This is a genomic window from Methylacidiphilum caldifontis (assembly GCF_017310505.1).
Classification (GTDB): domain Bacteria; phylum Verrucomicrobiota; class Verrucomicrobiia; order Methylacidiphilales; family Methylacidiphilaceae; genus Methylacidiphilum; species Methylacidiphilum caldifontis.
In genome coordinates this window covers 699017-713779 of record NZ_CP065957.1, presented here as the reverse complement: position 1 = coordinate 713779, position 14763 = coordinate 699017, and the positions used below count along the sequence as shown (strand labels likewise).

Below are 14763 nucleotides of genomic sequence, written 5' to 3'. Positions count from 1 at the left end.
AAACTCATCGATGTATTGGGAAATGGATTGTCTACTCTAGGCCTTCCTGTTTTCGGCTTTGAGCAAATAGCCCATTTTAAAGTGATTAGTTTTTGCTTTTTACTGAGCAGTTTTTTTCGAGATAGTCGATTATATGAGTGATCATATCATCGGGAATTTGGGCACCGAGTAGTTTCATTTTTTCAACTTCATGTCTCCATACTTGACCAGAAAATTTAGGCTGGAGACTAATGACCGTGGTGCTATGGCACATGGAGCAGAAACTCTGTACTATTTCCTGTCTTTCTCCCATAGGGAGAGGTTCAGTGGTAAGCGGATAAGCCCCCACCGAGTAAACGGAGCTGGCATCTTGAGGGTAAGCAACGAAGGGGAAGATTAAACCGGTAGAATCCAGAGTATACAATCCCGCTTCTCCTATTTCCATAGGTTCATTGGATGGAAATTCGCTAGAGGATTGAGCAAAACTCATTGAAGCGAAGATAATGAAGAAAAAATAGAAAAAAAAGTTAGAAGCTTTGCGAAGCATAGACATTGGAAAGCCTTTTTATGAATTTTTACCTACCCAAATTCTTTGAGTTTCTACCGTGTTCCAACAATATCCTCCAGGGTTCCAAATAGGTGTTAGCGGTTGAGTATTCCCTTTTTCATCCCATGCCCTTGAAGCAAGGATATATTCGCCAGCCTTCTTGGGTGTCCAGAAAATGTGCCAGTTCCGAAAGGAATATTTCCCTAGATCTTTTCCAAGAGTTGTATCTTGCCAATGGTTTCCTCCGTCAGAAGAAAATTCGACTTTCGCAACTGCCCCATAACCACTAAAAGCTATCCCTTTGACCTGGACAGGCATTTTTTCAATCAGTTTTGAGTCTCCAGCTGGCTGAATGATAAAAGATCTGACTGGCATCTGTATTGCCCCAATAGGAATGGTTTCAAAGGAAACACCCTTTTGGTAGTCTTCAAAGGAGACCGAATTATGCCTGTTCTTGGGAATGCGATAAGCTGTTTTCATCCAGAAATTCGTATCAAGGGAGTCCAAAGCCCTGATCCATGTAAGGTGTTTAATCCAGTAAGTCGCGAATTTTCCAGGAACAACTAATCTAAGTGGAAATCCATTCAATAAGGGTAAAGGCTCGTCATTCATTGCGTAGGCTAGAATCGTTTCTTCGAGTATGGGATCATCCCTATCTAGAGATTTGATGAAACTATGGGCCGGAGTTCCTTCTGGAGATCGACCGTAATCAAACCCCTGAAACTGGATTTGGACTGTGTTTTCTTTCATCTTTGCCTTGTTCAGGACGTCCATAAGACGAACTCCCGTCCATTTGGCATTTCCCATGGCTCCATTTCCCCATTGAGCACCGGGCACTCTTGGATAAAATCGACTTCTAGAGTTTCCAGAACACTGGTTAACAGCGACAATCGAGACAGGTTCAAAACGAGTAAGCAGGTCAGCAAAACTAAATGAAACGGGGTTTAAAAAATTGCCTTGGAGGAAAAGTCTCCACTTGGACAGATCTATGGAGTTTGGAATGCAATCAAGATGGTATCTCACATAAAAGGCGGCATTAGGAGTAAAGGAAAATTCAAAAAACTCCCTAGGTGTTTCAAGGACAATCGGCCTGTCATTGAGTCGAATGAGGGGCAACTTTTGAGGCTCATAGGCAAAAGGATTCTGGCTGGTCCAAAAAGGACTTGGACTTGATATGTCCAAATGGGTCTTCCGTGCTTCTTCTCCTCCAAAGGATTTCTGCAAAGACAAGGTGGAAAGCGTCGAAAGACCAAAAAGCTTTAACCATTCTCTTCTCGAAATTACGGGAAAATGTGAAAAATAGCTTAAAAAATCCTTGTTCATTTTATAAGTAATATCCTGTAATATACAGTAAACAGCCAAAAATAAAAAGGTTTTGTTTATTGTTTAAGGAAAGGACTAAAAAATTTTTTCCTAGAATTCCCAGGGTTTTTCAAAAGCTTTATCAGAAATCATGAATTGGCCGGGAGGATCGGGAAGCAGTTCATCTCTTGGTCTTAGGATATGTTTTCCTAGGGTCAGATCTTCAGGAAAAGAATCAGCAATAAAAATGGGCGTTCCGACGTTAACCAGGTTAAAAAATTGAATAGCGGATTGCCCATGAAGCCGAATGCAACCATGAGTTCGAGGAGAAGACCATACGAATCCTTCATGGAAACCATAACCTGGAAAAAACTCAACCCAGTAGGGCATGGGATAGCCCACGTAGCGCCAGTTCCCTCCAGGAGGCGGAGAAGAGGGGCTTTCGGTCATTCTGATTTCCTCACCCCTGACCCAGAAACCGTAGCTATTGGAGCGTTTTTTCATAGATTTTGAAGTCACATGAAAGGTCCCTTTAGGTGTAGGATGACCGGCTTTGCCTACTGTACAGGCAGCAACAAAAATGGGTTTAGTGCCTTCCAACACATAAACGGCTTGATTTTGTAAGGAAACTTTAACAATTCGGTGGACCGAAGTTTTTGGGCTTTCGATAGAACTATGGGCGGATTGAGCTATGAGATCAAAAGAGAGGGAAAGAAAGAAAAAAAGTTTTAAAAGGCTTCTCCATGTTTTCCCCATAAGTTGAGAAATTACATGGAGTGAGCTTTCTTGAAAAGAAAAATTAATATGAATTGCTCATATTATCTGCAGATAGGTTGACAGTATACTTTAGCCATGGAGGGTTTCCTTTTTTTAATGTTTTATTCGATATACCGACTATAGCGGTAAGGAATCAGGATTAAAGGTTCGTTACGATCCGTTGACCGTTCTTTTTCAACAGGATAATAAGGAATGTTTAGTTTTTTTTCTTCTTTTTTGTATCCTTTTTTCTTTTCTTCGTTTTTTCTTAAGCTCTTGCTCATGTAAAAACATTAAAGCAGATCTTATGCCATGTTGATTGACCAAGTGCACGGGCTTGCCCCGCCGCTTGGGGCGGGGAAGGATAGCGCGGAGGGCGTAGCCGTCCTTGGGTTCAGTGTGGCGTCTGCAGCTGCTCTGGTGTACTGGCGCACGATGGAAATCGGCGCACCGCCACAGCTTGAAGCGAAGTACGACGGCGACCACAGCACGCCTTTCCAGTAACGCTTCTGAATGTCGGGCCGCTCCTTGCGCAGCAGCCGGCTGGATACGCCCTTGAGACTGTTCATGAGGTTGGAGACGGCGACCTTGGGCGGATATTCCACGAGCAGATGGACGTGATCGTCCTTGCCATCCATCTCGACGAGTTGCGCCTCAAAGTCGGCACAGACCTTGGCGAAGATCGTGCGCAGCCGGTTGATGGCGTCGTCGTCGAACACATTGCGGCGGTATTTCGTCACGAAGACCAAATGGAGGTGCATCTTGAAGACATAGTGCCGTCCATGTCTTATATCTTGATTTTGCGCCATAGGCTAAGTATAATGTTTCTATGCTTATCCGCCAAGCCTTCAAGTACGAATTGATGCCAAACGGCCAGCAAGAGCGGCAAATGTGCCGCTTTGCTGGCTCATGCCGGTTCGTCTACAACAGGGCGCTGGCGTTGCAGAAGGAGCGCCACGAGCGAGGCGAGAAAAAACTTGGCTACGCTGGGTTGTGCAAGCTGCTCACCGAGTGGCGCAACAGCGCGGAGACGGCATGGCTCAAGGACGCTCCGGTGCATCCCTTGCAACAATCCCTCAAAGACCTGGAGCGAGCCTACGCCAACTTCTTTGCCAAGTGGGCTGGTTTCCCACGCTTCAGGAAGAAAGGCATGTCGGATAGCTTCCGCTACCCCGACCCGAAGCAGATCAAGCTGGAGCAGCACAACAACCGCATCTTTCTGGCCAAGCTCGGTTGGCTGCGCTACCGCAACAGCCGGGAGCTGCTCGGTGTAGTCAAGAACGTCACCGTAAGCCAGTCATGCGGTAAGTGGTACGTGAGCATCCAGGCCGAGCGGGAGGTTGAGCAGATCGTCCCGCAAGGGGGTACGGTTGGCATCGACATGGGGATCGCCCGCTTCGCTACGCTTTCGGATGGCACGTTCTACGCCCCGCTCCACAGCTTCAGGCGGCATGAGATGGCGTTGCGCAAGGCGCAGCAGTCATTGAGCCGCAGGGTCAGATTCAGCAACAACTGGAGGAAGGCAAAAGCAAGAGTCGGGCGCATCCACGCACGCATCGCCAATGTCCGCCGCGACTTCCTGCATAAGACCTCGACCGCGATCAGCAAAAACCACGCTGTAGTCTTCGTCGAGGACCTGCAGGTACGGAACATGTCCGGGTCGGCGGCGGGCACTGTCGAGGCTCCAGGCCGAAACGTTCGGGCCATGTCCGGCCTGAACAAGTCGATCCTGGATCAAGGTTGGTTCGAGTTCGGTCGCCAACTGGACTACAAGCTGGCATGGCGGGGCGGCCGGCTGATCACCGTGCCGCCGCAGAATACGAGCCGCGCCTGTCCGTGCTGCGGACACGTTTCGGCGGACAACCGCCAGACGCAGGCCCGGTTTGCGTGTGTGGAATGTGGTTTTGAGGACAACGCCGATGTGGTCGGTGCAATCAACATCTTCTCTTGTGGGATGCAAATGTTGCGGGACGAAGGGCAGGGCACGCTGCACGCTTGCAGCGGGATGGCGCAAGCCGTCAGCCCGGATGGCCTGTGGATCGAACCGCGCTGGCGGTCGGAAGCAGGAACCCACCGAAGCGACCCAGGAGAGGCGCCATGCCACCCCTGAGCGCCGTAGGAATCTCCGGCCTTCAGGCCGGGGAGGATGTCAATTTAAGGGGATAAACATTTGGGCTTAAGCATCCAGACTTTGGTTTCTCCCACGGATTTTTCCCAGCTCAATAACCACTGATCGGCAAGTTTTACGATGTTTTTGGAAAAGAACTCATAAATGAAAGTGCCTTCGGGATTGAGCCGGGGATAAACAAAAGAAAAAAGGGGATCATCTAATAGTTTTGGTTCTTTAAAATAGGGGGGAGAAGCAAAGACGAGATCATATTGTTCAGTATCCGATTTTAAAAACTTGTAAACATCAGCTAAAATGACTTTTCCTTCAAGATGGGTTTTTTTAAGGTTGTTTTTGATACATTCACAGCATTCTCTTGATTTATCCACGAATGTGCAGCATAAGGCTCCCCTGCTTAGGGCTTCGATGCCTAGGGCTCCAGAGCCTGCATAAAGATCGATCACTTTTTTTCCTTCTATCCAATCTCCAAGGGAAGAAAAAATGGCCGATCTTATTTTGGACAGTGCGGGTCTAACCGGGGTTTTTTGGGGTACTTTAAGTATTATTCCCTTGGCGATACCCCCCGTAATTCTTAGCGACATGGTTAAAAAGAAAAGTTGATTTCAAATTATTTAGCAGGAATAGGAAGTGGGGAAAGTAAAGTTGATCCACTAGGAGAAAGTTGGGGCATAGAATGGGTTTCTATAAATGCGACTTGAGGATTAGATAATGTTCCAGAAATTTTTACAGGAACTGAAAAAACCGAGTTTTGGGGCATTTTGATTCTGCTTAAGAGCGACTCAGGAAGGTTAGCTTTAAAAAAGGGCTTGTTGAGCAATATTTTTAAATCCATTTCCATGGAGCTATTAAATTTAACTAAGCCGCTTCCCACCATTGAAAAAGAATTGGACGAAAGGGACATATCCGTGAATAAAATTTTGCCCTCTTTGATTATAAAAGAACCTTTCCATTGATCAAATTCAGGAGTTTTCATGGAGGCATTTTTAAGCAAATTGGACAGTTTATCGAACAGGGCCATGTTTTCGAATTTTCCTCGTTCTATTTCAAACGTCCCCTTGCCTTCAAAAGAATCAAGACCCATACCATGGATCGATCCTTCAGCATTGCAATGCAGTAGACCTGAAATGGAAGAGTAACCATGGGCTTCGAGTAGTTCGAATATTTCCTGGGCTTTTAACCCAGAAGCGAAGATTTTCCAACCTAAAGTTTTTTTCTTATCTTTTTGGTTTGCTTGATTGTAGAGATCAAGATGCAATTTTCCACCAGAAAGTTGTGAATCCAAATCGAAATTTTGAAATACCTTTGAGGAAAAAAGATATTTAAATTTCAGGTTGTAAAGGAAGGGGGTCGAATTGAAAAAAACTCGTTTTGCCTGGCCTCTACTCAATGTTTTCTGATTCCTTAAATCTAGCTCTTCCTCTTCGTCGATGCCTTCGATCATTAAAAGAGGCTGTTGATGAGCAGAAAAAATCTTGATTATGCCCTTTTGGATAGAGATTTTTCGGATTGGTAAGGAAGCGGCAAGTTTACCCGAAAATAGGGAAGGGAGTTCTTCCCCATTGCTCCCTTCTTCAATTAAAGGTAGGAGCAGCCGCCGACCGCTGTTGAGTTCAAAGGATGTCTTTGGTTCTGTGAGCAGAACATTCAAATAGAGGCCATATAAAAAGGGTGATATGTGGCTTTTGAGTTTAATAGAATTACACTCGAATAGAGAAGGGCAACTTTTAGAAAGTGAGTTTTCAACCTTTAATTTTTCTAGGTTTATACCTAGAGGAAAAGAAAAGTGGATTTTTTCAACATCAACGGGTACGCCGAGGAGATCTGTGAGAGCTGACTGAATAAAGTGGATTGTAGCTTGCTTTTTTTCCATATTTTGCAAGACGAAGAAAAAGCATAGATATAACAAAAAAAGAGTAGTAATGACCAATAAAAGAGCTTCAATAAGCTTAACAATAAGGCGCACAACCTATAAGTTTATTTGGATTTGGAGTAAAGGCTAGTGCAGAATAAAATTTGTATTATTTTCAATCCGGCAGCTCGGGGAGAAAAAGCTAAACATCTGCTTTCGAAGCTTTATACCCTTGTGGGAGATGTCCCGATCAAGGTTAGTCAATATCCAGGAGATGCCGAAGCAAAAACCGAATGGGCTATCGAACAGGGATATGATCTGATAGTGGCTGCGGGAGGAGATGGGACGATTAACGAAGTCGTAAATGGGTTTAACGGCAGGGAAGTTATCCTTGGAGTCATTCCCTTGGGGACGATTAATGTCTTTGCCATGGAACTGGGACTGCCAAGAAGCATAGAAAAGGCCTGGGCAACCATACTTCAAGGAAATATAAGGGCTATTGATTTCCCGAAAGCCAATGACCAGCATTTTGTACAACTTGCCGGAGTAGGATTAGATGCAAAGGTCCTGCAATTGACTCATTGGAATGTGAGGAAAACCCTGGGGCCTCTTAGCTATCTGTTTACCGTAGCTTATCTTTTGAAAGAAACTCAGCCTTCCCTTCAAATAACATTAGAGGAAGGCAGTCGGCTGTCAGGGTCTTTTCTTTTAATAGGCAACGGCAGGTATTATGGGGGTCCTTTTGCTGTTTTCCCCAAGGCACGTCTAGACGATGGCCTTCTGGATGGTTATCTCTTTAGCCGGGTAAGTTCTACGGTATTAATAAAATATTGGTTAAGAAGTTTTATGGGTGGTCTCTATGACGAGGAGGAGTCGGAGGGGGAAGTCATTCGTTTCCAATCGCGAAGTTTTGTTGTTCAATCTAAAGAGGAGGTTCCTGTAGAACTTGACGGAGATTTTTATGGCCATACTCCAGTGAGCTTTTCTTGTGAACCTCAAAAACTTAAAGTCATTGTTCCTTAATCTTTTTTATATATGTTTTCTATGCTTGTTCCCAGATTTTCTAAGGGATTATTTATCCGATTATGAAAGGATGATGGGCAATAAATAGAATAAAGTATTAAATAAAAACTTGATTTTTCTTTCAATTTTCCCATTTTTATTAGTTCTCAACTAAACAGAGTTTTGTCTTTGTCTAGAGTAGAGGCTGTGTTCGTTTTCTACGAAGGCAGTAGGGAGCTCTAAGTGAGAGTTGGATAAGTTAAAAGTAACAATTGTAAAAAGTTAAAGGGGTTTTTAACGTAAAGCATGGTGTGAGATTATGCCTACGATCAATCAACTTGTACGCAGAGGGAGGGAAAAGTTAAAAAGAAAGACCAAAGCCCCTGCTTTGGATAGTTGCCCTCAAAGAAGAGGAGTTTGTGTCCAGGTAATGACCAGAACTCCCAAAAAGCCTAATTCGGCTTTAAGAAAGGTTGCAAAAGTAAGGCTTACGAATGGAAAGGAAGTGATCGCCTATATCCCTGGAGAAGGCCATAATCTCCAGGAGCATTCTATTGTTCTTGTGAGGGGAGGAAGAGTAAAAGATTTGCCGGGTGTCCGTTACCATATCATCCGGGGGACGCTTGATGCCGCGGGAGCGGTTGGTCCAAGCAATACCAATAAGCTTAACCGGAACGTTTCTCGAAGTAAATATGGAGTAAAAAGGCCAAAAACGGGAGCAAAGCCTCAAGCCAAGGCAAAATGAGATATTTTTATCCAGTGTAGGAATTAAGGTATTTGCATCTGTAAAAAAAACAGATATGTATATTTGAGATTTTGATATTGATGGGGCTATAGAAAATACCGCAAAGAGCAGCCAATGTAACACGGGGAGACGAAGTTTAAAATCCCTTTGCTTATTTAACGGACTGGTTTTAAAGGAAATTTTTATTTTAAAGAAGCCTATTGGAAAGTAGTAAGAGTCGATATGAGAAGAAGAAGAGCTGAAAGAAGGGAGCTTGAGCCTGATCCAAAATATGGTTCCGAGCTCATTACAAGACTTGTCAATACGGTAATGAGGAAAGGAAAGAAAAGTGTGGCAAGAAGAATAGTTTATGAGGCTATCGAGGATTTGAATCAAGATAATAAAGAAGGGGATCCTGTTGAAATTGTTAGAAAAGCGGTCGATAACGTGAAACCTAAGCTTGAAGTCAAATCGAGAAGGGTGGGAGGAGCAACCTATCAGGTTCCTGTTGAGGTTAATCCGCATCGGCAGGTTTCACTGGCCTTGCGCTGGATAGTACATTATGCCAACTCAAGAAAGGGGGTTCCGATGGCTAAGTCGCTGAGTTTGGAACTTATGGATGCCTCTAATGGGACGGGCAACTCAATTAAAAAGCGCGATGAAGTCCATAAAATGGCACAGGCTAACAGGGCTTTTGCTCATCTTCGATTCTAAAAACTGTAGTATTTTATGCATAGATCGTATGTTTAAGGAAGCTAAAGAGATTTAAATTTAAGGATGGGTTATGAGTAGCGATTTATCTCAGACAGTTAAGAGCCAACTGATGAATTCACCACATCGGCCTTTTCCCCTGGAAAGGACAAGAAACATTGGTATTGCCGCTCACATTGATGCGGGCAAGACCACTCTTACCGAAAGAATCCTTTTCTATACAGGGATGATCCATAAAATGGGCGAAGTCCATGAAGGGACAACGGTGACCGATTGGATGGAGCAAGAAAGAGAAAGAGGCATTACGATTACGGCTGCGGCTATCTCCTGTTTTTGGTTGGAAAAAAAAGAACCGGGTTTAGTGAAATTGTTTGAAGGGGAAAAGTTCAGAATCAATATCATCGATACTCCTGGCCATGTGGATTTTACAGCTGAAGTAGAAAGGTCTCTGCGAGTTCTCGATGGAGTGATTGTGGTGTTTTGTGGTGTGGCCGGTGTTCAACCCCAATCTGAAACGGTATGGAGACAAGCCAATCGCTACAAGGTTCCTCGGATCGCTTTCGTTAACAAGATGGATCGCATAGGATCAGGTTTTGACAGGGTTGTCGAGGAAATCCGGACCAAACTGGATGGTTATGCTTGGCCGGTACTTCTGCCTTTAGGCAATGAAGACCAGCTGCGTGGTCAGATCGATGTGATCTGCCAAAAAGCGATCATCTATACGGATAACGATAAACTTGGATCAACCTATGTCGTTACAGATATTCCAGAGGAGCACAAGGAGCTTGCACTCAAGGCAAAAGCCCAGCTCATTGCGGCTCTTGCCGATCGCGATGAACAGATGGCAGAGCTTTTCTTGGAAGAAAAGGAGCCTACTCCCGTTCAGATAAAGCAAGCTATACGCAGATTGGTGGTCAAAAATGAGTTTGTCCCTGTTGTGGGGGGATCGGCTTTCAGGAACAAAGGGGTGCAGTCTTTAATTGATGCGGTCATCGATTATCTGCCTAATCCTCTGGATATTGAACCGGCAAAAGGACATAATCCTTATACGCAAGAAACTATCGAGGTTGTCTCCAATGATCAGGCTAAGTTCTGTGCTCTCGTTTTTAAAATATGGTCTGATCCTTACGTGGGGAAGTTGGTCTTTTTTAGAGTCTACTCAGGTGTGTTGAGAAAGGGGGATAGCGTATATAATGTAAGGACAGGAAAGAAGGAGCGGGTAAGTCGGATTGTTCAAATCCAAGCCAACGAGAGAAAAGATATAGAAGCGGTCTATTCAGGGGACATTGCAGCTCTGGTGGGTATTAAAGATGTGGCTACAGGAGATACTCTAGTTGAAGAAGGTTTTGAGGTTTCATTAGAACCCCCGGTTTTCCCTGAACCGGTCATATCCATGGCTGTTGAACCTAAGGCACAGTCTGATAGAGAAAAGCTTTCTCATTCTCTACAACGGCTCATGGAAGAAGATCCAACCTTTAGGGTCCATACGGATACCGAAACAGGCCAGACTATTATTTCAGGGATGGGAGAACTTCACCTAGACATTATTACCGACCGACTAAGAAGAGAGTTTGGGGTAAATGTCAACGCGGGTGCTCCACAGATTTCTTATCGAGAGACAATTAGAAGAGCAGCTGTGGGAGAAGGGAAATTGATCAAGCAGACGGGTGGCCGGGGCCAATATGGACATGTGATTTTGGAAATGGTTCCTCTTGAACGAGGTAAAGGAACAGACTGGGAAAGTAAAATTGTGGGAGGGACGATCCCTAAAGAGTACATTCCAGCTTGTTTTAAAGGAGTACAGGAAGCATTAAGTTCAGGCATACTTTATGGAAGCCCTGTTACAGATGTCAAAATTACCATTATCGATGGAAGCTATCACGAGGTGGACTCCAGTGAACTAGCCTTTAAAATGGCGGCTATTTTTGCAGTCAAGGACGCATTGAAAAAGGCTGATTGTTACTTGCTTGAGCCCATTATGAAGGTAGAAGTGTCCACCCCTACCGAATTTCAAGGAGACATCCTTGGGGATTTGACCAGGCGAAGAGGCAAAATTCTCAATGTCGAAACAAAGGGAAATACTTCCATTATCAGTGCTGAGGTTCCTTTGGCTGAAATGTTTGGTTATGTGAATGACATTCGCTCCATGTCTAAAGGACGAGCGGCTTATTCGATGGAGCCCTCTCATTTCGAAGAAGTGCCCACTCATATCTATAACGCACTTTTAGATCAGAAGAAAAAATAAAAAGAAGGGAGGGAACAACGGTGGCTAATAAAATTAGAATTCGGTTAAAATCTTTCGATTATCGTCTTCTTGACCGGGCTGCTTCCGAGATTGCCGAAACAGCTCGAAGGACGGGGTCTGCTGTATCAGGTCCGATCCCTTTGCCTACGAAAATAGAGCGTTATGCGGTTAACCGATCTCCTCATGTCGACAAAAAGAGCATGGATCTCTTTGAGATTAGGACTCATAAAAGACTAATCGATATAAAAGAGCCGACCTCTAAAACGGTAGATGAATTAAAAAAATTAAATTTACCTGCAGGAGTAGATATTAGTATTCGGATTTAATTTGGCTAAGAACTCAAACTGGTGTGATGAGGTTAAGAAACGGAAGGCAATATTATGAGTGTGAAGGGTTTTGGGATAATGGCAAGAAAAGTGGGCATGACCCAGCTCTTTGATGAGAAAGGGACACTACACCCCTTGACCGTGTTGGTAGCTGAGTCGAATGTCGTGGTTCAGTGTAAAAAAGAAGCCGAGGGCAAAGGAGTGCGGCTACAGATAGGCTATGAAGAAGTAAAGGAAAGCAAACTCAGCAAGCCTCTACTGGGTCATTACAAAAAGAATGGGATAAGTCCAAGAAGACATCTGAAAGAGTTCGTGTTCAATACCGATCAGAGTTGGACTTCTGGCCAAAGCCTAGATGTAGGACATTTTAAAGAAGGGGAAAAGGTTGATGTAATAGGGATAACTAAGGGAAAAGGTTTTCAAGGGGTGATCAAGAAACATGGATTTGGAGGACAGCCCGCTTCTCATGGATCGAAAACCCATCGAAGAAATGGAGCTATAGGAGAAAGATCGTTTCCGGGCAGAGTGTTTAAAAATCAAGGGATGCCTGGACATATGGGAAGAAAAAAAGTGACGATACAAAATCTAGATCTGTTTAAAATCATACCCGAAGACAACGTTTTACTGGTGAGGGGCAGTGTTCCTGGAGCCAAAGGGGATATGGTCGTTGTAAGAAAAGCGATCAAAGCGACGACTGTTTAAGCAACATGGATTGTACCCTCTTAACTAAAGGTTGGTTATGGAATTGATGACTTTAGAAAAAGCGAAAGCTTATGGATTTGTACTTCCTGAAGTAGGGGAGAGAGATCAGGTTTTGCACGATGCTCTCAGTGGATATCTTGCTAATTTAAGAAGTGGGACACGGGCAACGAAAACCAAAGCAACGGTCAAGGCTTCAGGCAAAAAGCCGTGGAGACAAAAAGGAACAGGCAGAGCCCGGGCCGGTTATGTTTCTTCACCGCTGTGGGTTGGGGGAGGAGTGGTTTTTGGTCCCCAACCAAGGGATTTTTCAAAAAAGTTGCCTAAAAAGGTCAAAAACCTCGCTTTTCTTAAAGCTTTTGCTGCGAAGATAACCAGCGAAGAGCTCTACTGCTTGGATAAAGTAGAGTTGGATGAAATTAAGACCAAAAAAATATTCTCGCTCCTGGAAGGATGGGATGGTAGAGAAAGTTGCTTGCTTGTTTTGAAATTGCCGCATAGGAATGTGCTTTTATCGGGAAGGAATATTCCTCATCTGGCTATCGTAAGGGCACAAGATGTTAATGCCCTGGACTTATTAAGTTATAAGAAAGTTTATATAGAAAAAGAAGCCTTGGATGTGTTTGTTGAAAGGGCAAAAAAATTGATTAGCAAAAACACCCAAAATGATGAAGGGGAGGCTGTGCGATGACCGATCTTTTTTCGATCCTACGGAGTGCGCGCATTACGGAAAAAGCGACGATGCTAAGAGAACAGAATCAATACATTTTTGATGTGGACCCGAAGGCTACAAAAATAGATGTCAAGAAAGCGGTCGAAAAAGCTTTTGGGAAAAAGGTCCTGAAGGTTAATTTATTTAATGTACAACCCAAAAAGAAGTGGAGCAGGTTAGGCCGTCCTGGCAAGACTCCACGAACAAAAAGGGCGATTGTTCAATTAGCCCCTGGTGAGAAAATTGATATAACGGTTTGAACCTTGTCGAATTAAGGAAAGCGTATGGGAATCAAAAATTTTAGACCATTGACACCCGTTCAACGCTTCATGGCGCTGGATGATTTCTCGGATATTACAAAAACAGAGCCCGAGTGGGAACTGACTGAACCCTATAAAAAGAAAGGAGGCCGCAACAACTACGGCAGGGTAACAGCACGCCATAGAGGGGGTGGACATAAACAAAGATACAGGATTATCGATTTTAAAAGGGACAAGAAAGGGGTTTATGGAACAGTCGAAGCCATTGAATATGATCCCATGCGGACGGCACGGATCGCCTTGATTAAATATGATGACCAAGAAAAAAGATATATTATTGCTCCCCAAGAGCTTAAAGTAGGTAGCCGGATCATTAGTGGTCCTGATGCTCCTCCGGAAGTGGGCAACTCTTTGCCTCTAAAAAGAATCCCTTCTGGACTTCCTATCTATAACATTGAGCTTGTCCCGGGCAAAGGTGGCCAGCTTGTACGTTCAGCGGGAAGTAGTGCACGAATGATGGGATTAGACAAGGAATATGCGATAATCAAACTGCCTTCTGGAGAAGTGAGAAAAGTTTTGTCTGAATGTTATGCGACGATTGGACAGGTCAGCAATCCTGATCATTTCAATCAATCCTTGGGTAAGGCAGGTAGAACGCGCTGGCTTGGCTGGAGACCTAGGGTAAGGGGGGTGGCTATGAACCCTGTTGATCATCCTAATGGAGGAGGTCAAGGAAAAAGCAAGGGGGGAGGAGGCTGGCAGCAGTTGGAGTCCCCATGGGGTAAACCTGCTAAAGGGAAAAAGACAAGGCAAAAACGTAAAACCACGACAAGGTTTATTATTGAAAGAAGACCGAAGAAAAAGAAGAAAAAATAAACAAAAGGGAGATGGTTTATGGGCAGAAGTCTTAAAAAGGGTCCTTTTGTAGATGAGCATTTATTAGAGAAGATTGAAAAAATGGGAACAGCAAAAAAACCCATCAAAACATGGTCGCGCCGTTCGATGATCATCCCCGATTTTGTGGGTCATACTTTTCTTGTGCATAATGGAAAATCTTTTCAATCCGTTTATGTCACCGAGAATATGGTGGGCCATAGATTGGGGGAGTTTGCTCCAACGCGGACCTTTAAGAAACATGGTGCCCATACAGAGAAGGCTTCAGTCAAATAGGAGAAAAGTATGGAAGTGCGTGCAGTGTATAAAATGGCTCGAATATCCCCTTTCAAATCCAGGGATGTTGCTCGTTCCATAAAAGGCATGGATGCGCGCGATGCTTTCCAGGTCCTGGCTTTTTATCCAAAGAAGGCAGCGCGGCTTATACGAAAAACTCTGGGTTCGGCCATAGCCAATGCGGAAAATAATTATAATTTAAGGGCCCAAGATCTGTATGTAAAAAGAGTTTTTGTGGATGAAGGACCTAAATTTCGTCGGTATCAACCTAAAGCACGGGGTAGTGCAGGGATAATAAGAAAGCGGACAAGTCATATCTGTGTTATCCTGGATGAAAAAGAAAAATAAGAACT

At 44.2% G+C, this 14763-nt stretch carries 18 protein-coding genes and 1 pseudogene; 12 read left to right on the top strand and 7 right to left on the bottom strand.

The window, feature by feature from the left end:
* Window positions 1–85: 85 nt before the first annotated feature.
* The 5 genes and pseudogenes from IT6_RS03365 to tnpA form a co-directional block, all read right to left on the bottom strand.
* On the bottom strand, window positions 86–532 hold the full coding sequence (locus tag IT6_RS03365) for a cytochrome C (protein ID WP_242524314.1): 447 nt from the start codon (window positions 530–532) through the stop codon (window positions 86–88).
* 12 nt (window positions 533–544) lie between these two features.
* Entirely contained in the window at window positions 545–1849 is a 1305-nt protein-coding gene (locus IT6_RS03360; protein WP_206827776.1) for a molybdopterin-dependent oxidoreductase, read from the bottom strand.
* A gap of 90 nt (window positions 1850–1939) precedes the next feature.
* Entirely contained in the window at window positions 1940–2584 is a 645-nt protein-coding gene (locus IT6_RS03355) for a L,D-transpeptidase (RefSeq protein WP_134440010.1), read from the bottom strand.
* A 122-nt stretch (window positions 2585–2706) separates the two neighbouring features.
* Window positions 2707–2868 carry a hypothetical protein gene (locus IT6_RS03350; RefSeq protein WP_206827774.1) on the bottom strand — a complete coding sequence of 54 codons (162 nt, stop codon included), beginning with the start codon at window positions 2866–2868 and terminating at the stop codon, window positions 2707–2709.
* A 110-nt stretch (window positions 2869–2978) separates the two neighbouring features.
* Window positions 2979–3393: pseudogene (gene tnpA, locus IT6_RS03345) on the bottom strand (IS200/IS605 family transposase).
* 20 nt (window positions 3394–3413) lie between these two features.
* Between tnpA and IT6_RS03340 the strand changes: the two are divergent.
* Window positions 3414–4694, top strand: coding sequence for an RNA-guided endonuclease InsQ/TnpB family protein (locus IT6_RS03340; RefSeq protein ID WP_206827773.1), 1281 nt, complete (start codon window positions 3414–3416; stop codon window positions 4692–4694).
* A 44-nt stretch (window positions 4695–4738) separates the two neighbouring features.
* Here the strand turns inward: IT6_RS03340 and IT6_RS03335 are convergent, their stop codons facing one another.
* Together IT6_RS03335 and IT6_RS03330 are read right to left on the bottom strand one after the other, a co-directional pair.
* A complete protein-coding gene (locus IT6_RS03335; RefSeq protein WP_134440956.1) occupies window positions 4739–5293 on the bottom strand; it encodes an RsmD family RNA methyltransferase in 555 nt (184 codons plus the stop codon).
* Window positions 5294–5319: 26 nt separating this feature from the next.
* On the bottom strand, window positions 5320–6582 hold the full coding sequence (locus tag IT6_RS03330) for an AsmA-like C-terminal region-containing protein (RefSeq protein WP_242524313.1): 1263 nt from the start codon (window positions 6580–6582) through the stop codon (window positions 5320–5322).
* Between the two features lie 129 nt (window positions 6583–6711).
* Here IT6_RS03330 and IT6_RS03325 point away from each other — a divergent pair, with 129 nt between their 5' ends.
* The 11 genes from IT6_RS03325 (at window position 6712) to rplV (ending at window position 14758) form a co-directional block, all read left to right on the top strand.
* Window positions 6712–7584, top strand: a complete 873-nt coding sequence (locus IT6_RS03325; protein ID WP_134440958.1) for a diacylglycerol/lipid kinase family protein — start codon at window positions 6712–6714, stop codon at window positions 7582–7584.
* A 298-nt stretch (window positions 7585–7882) separates the two neighbouring features.
* Window positions 7883–8308 carry a 30S ribosomal protein S12 gene (rpsL, locus tag IT6_RS03320; RefSeq protein ID WP_134440959.1) on the top strand — a complete coding sequence of 142 codons (426 nt, stop codon included), beginning with the start codon at window positions 7883–7885 and terminating at the stop codon, window positions 8306–8308.
* Window positions 8309–8530: 222 nt separating this feature from the next.
* On the top strand, window positions 8531–9001 hold the full coding sequence (gene rpsG, locus IT6_RS03315) for a 30S ribosomal protein S7 (protein ID WP_134440960.1): 471 nt from the start codon (window positions 8531–8533) through the stop codon (window positions 8999–9001).
* 70 nt (window positions 9002–9071) lie between these two features.
* Entirely contained in the window at window positions 9072–11243 is a 2172-nt protein-coding gene (gene fusA, locus IT6_RS03310) for an elongation factor G (RefSeq protein WP_134440961.1), read from the top strand.
* A 20-nt stretch (window positions 11244–11263) separates the two neighbouring features.
* The gene (gene rpsJ / locus IT6_RS03305) at window positions 11264–11569 is read left to right on the top strand and encodes a 30S ribosomal protein S10 (protein WP_134440962.1); all 306 of its coding nucleotides are present in this window, start codon (window positions 11264–11266) and stop codon (window positions 11567–11569) included.
* 54 nt (window positions 11570–11623) lie between these two features.
* Window positions 11624–12271 (top strand): 50S ribosomal protein L3, encoded by a 648-nt coding sequence (gene rplC, locus IT6_RS03300; protein WP_134440963.1) that lies wholly within the window; start codon window positions 11624–11626, stop codon window positions 12269–12271.
* A 37-nt stretch (window positions 12272–12308) separates the two neighbouring features.
* Window positions 12309–12959, top strand: coding sequence for a 50S ribosomal protein L4 (gene rplD / locus IT6_RS03295; RefSeq protein ID WP_134440964.1), 651 nt, complete (start codon window positions 12309–12311; stop codon window positions 12957–12959).
* Window positions 12956–13240 carry a 50S ribosomal protein L23 gene (rplW, locus tag IT6_RS03290; RefSeq protein WP_134440965.1) on the top strand — a complete coding sequence of 95 codons (285 nt, stop codon included), beginning with the start codon at window positions 12956–12958 and terminating at the stop codon, window positions 13238–13240. Before rplD ends, rplW begins: the two co-directional genes overlap by 4 nt.
* Window positions 13241–13264: 24 nt before the next feature.
* Entirely contained in the window at window positions 13265–14116 is an 852-nt protein-coding gene (gene rplB, locus IT6_RS03285; RefSeq protein WP_134440966.1) for a 50S ribosomal protein L2, read from the top strand.
* A gap of 18 nt (window positions 14117–14134) precedes the next feature.
* A complete protein-coding gene (gene rpsS, locus IT6_RS03280) occupies window positions 14135–14410 on the top strand; it encodes a 30S ribosomal protein S19 (RefSeq protein ID WP_134440967.1) in 276 nt (91 codons plus the stop codon).
* 9 nt (window positions 14411–14419) lie between these two features.
* The gene (gene rplV / locus IT6_RS03275; protein ID WP_134440968.1) at window positions 14420–14758 is read left to right on the top strand and encodes a 50S ribosomal protein L22; all 339 of its coding nucleotides are present in this window, start codon (window positions 14420–14422) and stop codon (window positions 14756–14758) included.
* Window positions 14759–14763: the final 5 nt, after the last annotated feature.